The organism is Emticicia fontis (genome assembly GCF_054779675.1).
The window spans coordinates 86,440-94,837 of record NZ_BAAGXU010000016.1 but is presented as its reverse complement, the minus strand read 5'-3'; the positions used below and the strand labels follow the sequence as shown (position 1 = coordinate 94,837).

Genomic DNA, 8,398 nt, shown 5'->3' with positions numbered 1-8,398 from the left:
GTAACTGCTGCTGCAACAGGGATTTACACAGTAACGGTAACGAATGGGAATGGCTGTAGTACAACGGCGACAACCTCGGTGGTAATCAATGCTTTACCAACGCCAACAATAGGTTCCAATAGTCCGGTTTGTGTAGGTAAAACATTAAGTCTGACATCGTCGGGAGGGACAAGTTACTCGTGGATAGGTCCGAATTCATATAGTTCAACTGTTCAGAATCCAAGTATTACGAATGTAACTGCTGCTGCAACAGGGATTTACACAGTAACGGTAACGAATGCGAATGGCTGTAGTGCAACGGCGACAACCTCGGTGGTAATCAATGCTTTACCAACGCCAACAATAGGTTCAAATAGTCCGGTTTGTGTGGGACAGACTTTGAATTTAACTTCATCAGGTGGGACAAACTATTCATGGGTTGGTCCGAATAATTATACATCAAACAATCAAAACCCAAGTATTACTAATGTAACGTCAGCGACTAACGGTATCTATACTGTTACGGTAACAAACTCATTGAGTTGTAGCGCTACGGCAACCATTACTGTAGTAATTTATGACTTACCTACACCTCCAACCGTTACTGGGGCAAGCCGTTGTGGGGTAGGGGTAGTCACACTTACTGCTAATGGCTGTGTAGGAGGTACAATTCAATGGTATGATGCCCAAACAGGTGGAAATCTGGTAGGAACTGGCATAACTTTTGCTACAAATACTTTAACGCAAAGTACATTTTACTTTGCCTCGTGCTTCACTAATAATTGTTCAAGCCCTTCCCGTACAGCGGGTTTAGCAAGGATTAACTCTGCCCCAAATGCTGAGGTTATTCCTATAAACTCAACTTGTATTGTGAATAATCCACAAGATAACGCCAAACTTTTGCTAAATAGATATAGAAACGATGACCAATATTCTTATAATATCGGTACATCTTATAATAGTGCCAATGCCTCAGCTTTTGTAACCATACCGTCGGGAGGATTAGTGCCAGCGGCTAATCTGCCCAACCCAACAGGAAGTAGCCAAGCTTACACTGTTAGAATTAAAAATGTGGATGGTTGTACCATCGACAGAACTGTTTTATTAACCAAACAATGTGAAGGGTGTCCGCAAAATTATTGCCCGCCTGCCATAGTAACCAAAACAAAATAAGTACTCAATTTAATTAAGCTTTACATATCCAACTTAACAATTTGTCAAATGGAAAACAAAGTACCCAAGATTATTTTACAATCTGGTTATAGACACACCCGTCCATGGGTTTGGCTGTCGATTATAGGTGTCCTCCTATTATTTATGAATCAAAACGTCTCAGCCCAGACGCCTTGTACTGCCCCCATAAATTATACCTTAGTAGGAGTTGATGCGACGACTGCAACTGCCAATAATGCTAAACTCCGTATTTCTGGAGCATTATCTGGCGACAATAGAATTGGTTATTCGGTAGGTAATACCTATACAGGACCCAATTTTGCTGCTGCAACCAAATATTCTGTTTATCAGGCCGATAGTTCGTATATCTCAAGAACCTTGCCTACTCCAACCAATACGGCAGGAACAGAGTATACCATTCGTGTGTATTCAGAAGATGGTAGTTGTTATACCGATAAGACATATACATTAGAGTATGTAAACTTCAATACAACTCCTGTGAATCCTGACATTGAAGTAATTACAGGAGTTACTGGAGTTGCAACAAATGGTACAGTTGCATTGAACGGTACAGCTTCAGTATTGATTACTGTTAAGAATAATGGGACTGGACCAGCTACTGGTGTGGTTTACACAATAGGTATTCCAGCCGGATTTACTGGTGTAACAGGCACTACAGCCACAGGTACGTATAATGGTAGTACCACCTGGAATATAGGAACTCTTGCAGCGGGTCAGACAGTTACCTTAACATTAACGGGAACTGTAGCCACAAGAGGTGTTAAATATATAACAGCCAATTTATCCGCTGAAAATGAGGTGGATATTGACTCAAGCCCAACTACCAATAATGCAGGTGAAGATGACCAGGCCTCTGCCTGTATTTCTACGCCATTCGATTATTGTTCTAATGATGAATATACCATTACATTACCAAGTTATACGGGTATTGAGTGGAAGAAAAATGGCACAACTGTTATTACAGAAGGAAATGCTGCAAGTAATGGTGTTAGACTAAATGCTGATAAGTCGTTAACTATATTCAGCGCAGGTGAATATTCATATAGCATGACCGTAGGGCCAAACGCCTGTCCAAGTGGTGGCTGTTGTCCGATTATCATTGAAGCTGGTAAACCACCAGTATTGGTAGCACCGACAGATCAGAGTATCTGTTTCAATGCAACCTTTACTGCTATAACTGCTCAGAACACACAAGCAACTTCAAACGGAACATTTGTGTATGAGTGGTATAATGATAATGGCGCTGCCAATCCAACAAGTGGAATCATTGCAGGTCAGAATGCATTAACATTTACTGCCCTTCCAACAGCAGTGGGTGTATATAAATATAAGTTGAAAGCGTATGAACAAGAACACCCTAATTGTGCCGACTCAGTTACAATTACGTTGACTATCAGAGATCTTCCAGTCATATCAATTGCAGCAGTAGCTCCAGTTTGTGCTGAAGATACTATTAGTCTGAAAACTGTAGGAACAGTAACAGGAGATACGTATGCATGGACAGGACCTGCCAGCTTTACCTCTACTGAAGCTAATCCGGACAGATTAAATGCAATAACAGACTTTGCAGGAACTTACGCAGTAACGGTTACTAACGGTGCGGCTTGCTCGGCATCTGCCACTACCTCAGTAGTAGTTAATATATTGCCACTTCCTCCAGTAACACAACCAAAAGTATTCTGCGCAGAAGATGCCAAAGCTGACTTAGTTGCAGAGGCCTTACCAGGTAATACCCTGATATGGTATGGTACCAACTCAACCGGTGGTGTTGCAACGGCTACAATAGAACAGTATAATCCAACAACTGCAGGTATAACTACGTTCTATGTAAGTCAGAAAGATGCCAATGGTTGTGAATCACATCGTTCTCCACTGGAAGTAAAAGTTAATACTAAACCAGGGGTGCCAGATGCTAAAGATGTAACCTATTGCCAAGGCGTAAAAGCAGACTCCCTTGTCGCTATTGGAGCTTCAGGATATAATATTTACTGGTATGGACAAAATTCAACTGGAGGTACTGCTACTATGGTAAAACCTGTTCCAAGTACAGTTGATGTAGGTACATTTACTTTCTATGCAACTCAAAAAGACGAAGCAACTGGTTGTGAATCTAATCGTGACCCTGCAGTTGTAAAAGTAAATACTACGCCAACTGCACCAGTTATCTCAGCAGTTACTTATTGTGAGCAAGAAACAGCTACAGCACTTACGGCAAATGGTGATACCGGTAACACTATCATATGGTATGAAGGTGGCGGCACAAGAACAACCGCGCCAACACCAAATACATCTGTGGCAGGTCTGACCTACTTCTACGTAACACAAACGATACCTGGTACAGGTTGTGAATCGGGAATGTCGGCTGTACCTGTAACGGTTAATCCGAAACCAGTAGCAACTGTAATAGCAGTAAACTCTCTTTGTGTGGGTTCTGTTTCACAAAACAATGCACAGTTGATTCTGACAAGATATCGTAACTCTGATGAGGTTTCTTATAATATAGGTAGCACTTATGGTACACCAACGCCATCTACTTATGCAACAGTACCATCAGGAGGTATATTTGCTAGCAACTTGCCGAATCCAACTGCAGCAACACAAGATTATACAGTAAGAATTAAAAACTCGTTCAATTGTACTATTGACCGTGTAGCTACACTTACCAAAACAGATTGTGCTTGTCCAGGAGGTTATTGTGAGCCTGCAACTGTTACGAAGAAAAAATTGTAACATAGCATAAAATGATAATTCAGTTGAATCCTGTAAGGCCGATGTCTTACAGGATTTAGCTGGTTATATCAGCAGTTGGCTAGTGTTTGTCTGATAGCGGTTAGCCATATGAATGCCAAAAAAAGGCTGTTTCAGGTCGTTGGTCGAAAAAGGAGGAGCCGGAAAGTGAAATTGATGTAAATTGGACTTTAACGATGAATTGAGCCCAGATTGTGAAAAAAAGAAGAAATAAGAACAGAACAATCTGCTTTGAAATTTCTTTTTGTCGCAAATAAAAACTTATTTTATGGTAACATAGCTAAGTTTTAGTTACACAACACCCGACTTTCCTGCCCATACTAAAATTTACAACGGCTTCGGCCTGATTGTAAAGATATAAAGACTGCGTTTGTACCTATTATTTTGAGTGCTTTATAAGATTTTAAAAAGTTTCAATAACCTTACTGACATTGCTATTGAGTGATTTTTAGCTATTGAGATTACGATGAAAAACTTTTTAAGTTTGTCAAGGAGTACATTTTCCGGTCTTTTCAGGGCAGGGTTTATCATGGTAGCATTTATACTGTTAGGCTTTAATAAAGGAGATTCTAATCATCTGATTAATGGTTTCCGGAAAGAAGTCTTGCAGCCGATTTGCTATCCCCCTACATTTTCAGTTCGTAGCATTGATGTCACAGAAGCCAATACTAACGATGCCCGGATACTTATTTCAAATATAGATAATGCCACGCGATATGCAATTTCAGAAAACGGAGTTTCAGGAATAGATTTCACTAAATCAATCCTGATTTCCGGGAAAAGAGAGATAGAGATAAAGAACATACCAAATCCAGCCACAGTAAAAGCTTATACAATCAGGGTTTACAATTCGGAAACCTGCTATGCCGACCAGACTATTGTTTTAGAACACGTAAACTTTGCCAACCTGACTGATTATAGCAAATTAGAACTTATTCAGGCAGTTGATATACATACACCTCAACTCGATGAAGTAGTTACTTTTACCACACTTATCATTAATAAAGGAAATAAAACTGCGACGAGTGTAGCGGTTCAGAATATATTAAGTACTAGCTTAAAGGTTGTTTATTTCTATGCTGATAAAGGAGCTTTTGAGTCTGTTGGAGGCTCGTGGGCGGTAGGAAATATAAATGGTGGTGAAACAGTAAAACTTATCATCAAAGCAAAGGTAACTCAACCAGGCTTATCCTATTGTACAGCCTATATATGGCGGCAGAATGGTGTAGAAAAAGATAAGAGTAATCCGGTAGCTAATGCCGATGAGAGTGATTATGGTGTGAGTTGTGTGAGTGTACCTGTAGATCTGAAAAAGGATGAAACCTATCGGGTTACTTTGAAAAGATATAAAGGAGTGAAATGGTATTATAAAAATGCGGCATCAGGGCTTTATGAAGAAATTACTAAGGATACTTCACCTACTATTGCCATCATCAATAAAGATAGCTCATTGAGTATTGCCAAAGGCGGGGAGTACACTTTTTCTAAAGCATCTGGTACTTGTAACATTACCAGTTGCTGTCCTATTTTAGTACAAGGTTGTACAGGGCCTAAAATTGTAGTTGACTCTATCTATTGTAATAAAAAAGTGGATAGTTATAGTATCAGAGTAAAATTAGATGGCGATGATTGGGCATTGGTGCAGCAAATCTATGCAGGGGTGACCAATATCGGTATGCCAACTTCTTATGATTACCTGAAACGTCTGAATAAATTACCGTTACAATCAAGCGCAGGTTATGTAGTAGCTAATGGTAATGGTTTTTATACTATCGAGAACGTTCCGGCTTTTATGCCGAATGTATCCTTATTAGCCACTGATATTACAGGTAGTTGTAGTTCGAGCAAAATAATCAATGCTCCTAATTGTGAACTGCCTACGGTGCAGATGCCGCTGGTCTTAAATCAGAATGAAACATTCTCTCCCGGTTCTGCTATGCCTTCTTTTAGTGTAACAAATACAGCCAAAGGAACAGAGGTTTTGTGGTATGACGATGAAAAATCTGAAAGACCGATTGCCACAGGACTGGAATTTACCCCTAAAAGAGGAGGAACTTTTTATGTAGCAGCACGTGATAAAAAGACCAAAGTTGTAAGCGAAAAGCGAGAATTATCCATGACAGAAGTAAAGGATAATGAAGAAGATATGTTTACAACTAAGGTATGTAAGTGTGAAAGTGCAACGATGAAAGCAGATGATGATTTTAGTAAAGTGACGGTTTCAGCTTTATATCCGAATCCTGCTGATAGAGAAGTGAATTTTGATTATAGCTTACCAGATAATATCCCATCAGCTAAATTGGTAATTTTTAATTTGTCAGGAACAGTAGTTGGTACTTATACTATAGAAAATACGGATACAAAAATCACAATACCTACTGCCGATTGGACGGGGGGTACTTATGTTTATCAGGTATTGATTAATAGTAAGCGTTTTACAAGTAATAAATTTATAGTTGTTCACAACTAAGAAATTTTTAGTAGTTGCTTATTTGCTTCAACTGAATTTTAAACAGGAGCCTATTTATATCTCCTGTTTCTTATGGATTTCAGACTTTTTCACCACGCCCGTTTACTTTTTGTAAACCACCTTTTACAGGATTAGTATATTCAAGATAAATGTCTTGTGCATTGTATTGACCCGCAGGTAATACAATTATTTCATTGAGAACAGCTTTGGCTGCAATCGTTTTAGTAAAAACAGTATCATTCTTTTTATTTCGTATTTTCACCTCAAAGCTCTCACCAATTTCCAATTTTGATTCAACCGCACTAAGTTTCAGAATATTCCCTTGGAGACGCCCGACAGCTGGAAACTGCCCGTTAAGGATTTGTTCGGGATGAGCAAAGGCCAGTATTTTATCAGTTTTTTGCCATAAGCCATAAACCCTGTTTTCGGCTTGCATCTGGTACATTTTGGCTGCCCATTGGCGGTAGTTGCCCAGATGTCCCTCTCTTTTGGGTTGTCCAGCGCCATCGCCAAAATAATCTTGTCCGAAAGATGTTCCTTCCTGGGTAGAGACGTGCATATCAGGTATAAAATTGCCATTCAGCCACGCACCTCTCAGGGTTAGCCCTATATTGCCTCCGGTTACATTTGTCCAGATAAGTACATTATTTAATAAGGTATAAACCAGTGTCGAGTGCCATTCGGCAGTTATCCGGTCAATGGGCCGATAAAGATTCGTGAATGGATTTGATTCCAAATCGTGTCGCAGAACTCCGACAGTCTGGTAAGGGTTGTTAATGGCATGAATATTCTGAAAATCATCTTTTAGACCACAATCATTGGCAAGCATTTGTAGACGGAAGAAGATTTCAGAATAATAGCCACCGAATTGATTAATGCCATGATATAATTCAGATTTCAACCGGTATTCTCCATAATTATGTCCTTCTGATTCTGAAATGTCTTTCTTGGCACCTGCTGCTGAAAAATTGATTGATTCTCCTCGCTGATTTTCCTGAAAAGTGTCATCTCTCAATACCCGATTGCCATATTTATCGACCATAAAGCGCCCGTTAGCATCTTTTTTATACATGGGTGTGCTGATGGGTAAATTAACCTTCGGGTAACTCACCAGAATATTATACATCAGGTCTTTGCCACGGAAATAATTGTTAATAACCCCGCTACTCACTTTTGCTTTATTCTCATTATAAGAATGCTTGCTGAATGGGAAGAATTTTTCATCCAGAGGTACATTATCGCCATCGTAATAGTAGCCACTTTGCCAATAGGTGAAACCTTTGTTTGGGGCATAGCTATACAGAATTACTACGTGCTTGGGGTTATCTTTTTTGGCGGCAGTGTAATAGCCTTTCAGAAAAGAACTAATCTTTGAATAATCCGTTACACCTGCTTCAATATCAAGCATGGTATAGGCGAAAGGAACCCGCTTGCCAGTAGCATCTAAAGACTGATACTGCATAGCCACGTAGTTCTCAGCACCTTGTTTTTCTAGTTCCTGATGGCTTTTTTGCCAGAACATAAAATCGTTAAAAAGTGTCCACTTGTATCGGTGTTCGCCTGGTACGCCTTTCAGGGTATTCAGAAAACAATTATCATATCCGGTGGCTAGTCCTTTAGAAAGCGCAATAGGAGGGGTGTCTCCGCTATGATTTAAGAATTCTACACCATTGCCCCATAAGAATCGGCTACTAAAGTTTTGTGTTGGCTTTCCATTTATATTTGGAAAAACCTCAAAGCCTAAAGTATTCTTTTTTGGAATATCATTAACTCCGCTCACCAATGCGGGTAATTGGTTTGTCTCAAAATCTGTAAAGGCGCCGTTTGGAATGATTTCCCGGGGTGCAGTAGGAATAGAAATATCGGCTAATTGGGCATTACTTAATGAAGATTTCACAGGTTCGCCTCCAAATAAACGTCTGTAAAGCAGATAAGCAAAACCCGCCACAGAAGACCCCAGAAAGAAACGTCTGCCTGTATTCATGGTATATAAAAGTTTATGGATTT

At 39.7% G+C, this 8,398-nt stretch carries 4 protein-coding genes; 3 read left to right on the top strand and 1 reads right to left on the bottom strand.

Going from position 1 to position 8,398, the window contains the following annotated elements:
• From ACYVFA_RS09605 to ACYVFA_RS09595, 3 genes are all read left to right on the top strand, one after another.
• Positions 1 to 1,152, top strand: a 1,152-nt coding sequence (locus tag ACYVFA_RS09605; protein ID WP_460471606.1) for an immunoglobulin domain-containing protein, incomplete at its 5' end; no start/stop codon positions are given.
• A 48-nt stretch (positions 1,153 to 1,200) separates the two neighbouring features.
• Positions 1,201 to 3,903: an Ig-like domain-containing protein gene (locus tag ACYVFA_RS09600; protein ID WP_460471605.1), complete on the top strand. Its 2,703-nt coding sequence runs from the start codon at positions 1,201 to 1,203 to the stop codon at positions 3,901 to 3,903.
• A gap of 502 nt (positions 3,904 to 4,405) precedes the next feature.
• Positions 4,406 to 6,391, top strand: coding sequence for a T9SS type A sorting domain-containing protein (locus ACYVFA_RS09595; protein ID WP_460471604.1), 1,986 nt, complete (start codon positions 4,406 to 4,408; stop codon positions 6,389 to 6,391).
• 79 nt (positions 6,392 to 6,470) lie between these two features.
• Here the strand turns inward: ACYVFA_RS09595 and ACYVFA_RS09590 are convergent, their stop codons facing one another.
• Positions 6,471 to 8,375 (bottom strand): hypothetical protein, encoded by a 1,905-nt coding sequence (locus ACYVFA_RS09590; RefSeq protein ID WP_460471603.1) that lies wholly within the window; start codon positions 8,373 to 8,375, stop codon positions 6,471 to 6,473.
• Between the last annotated feature and the right edge of the window lie 23 nt (positions 8,376 to 8,398).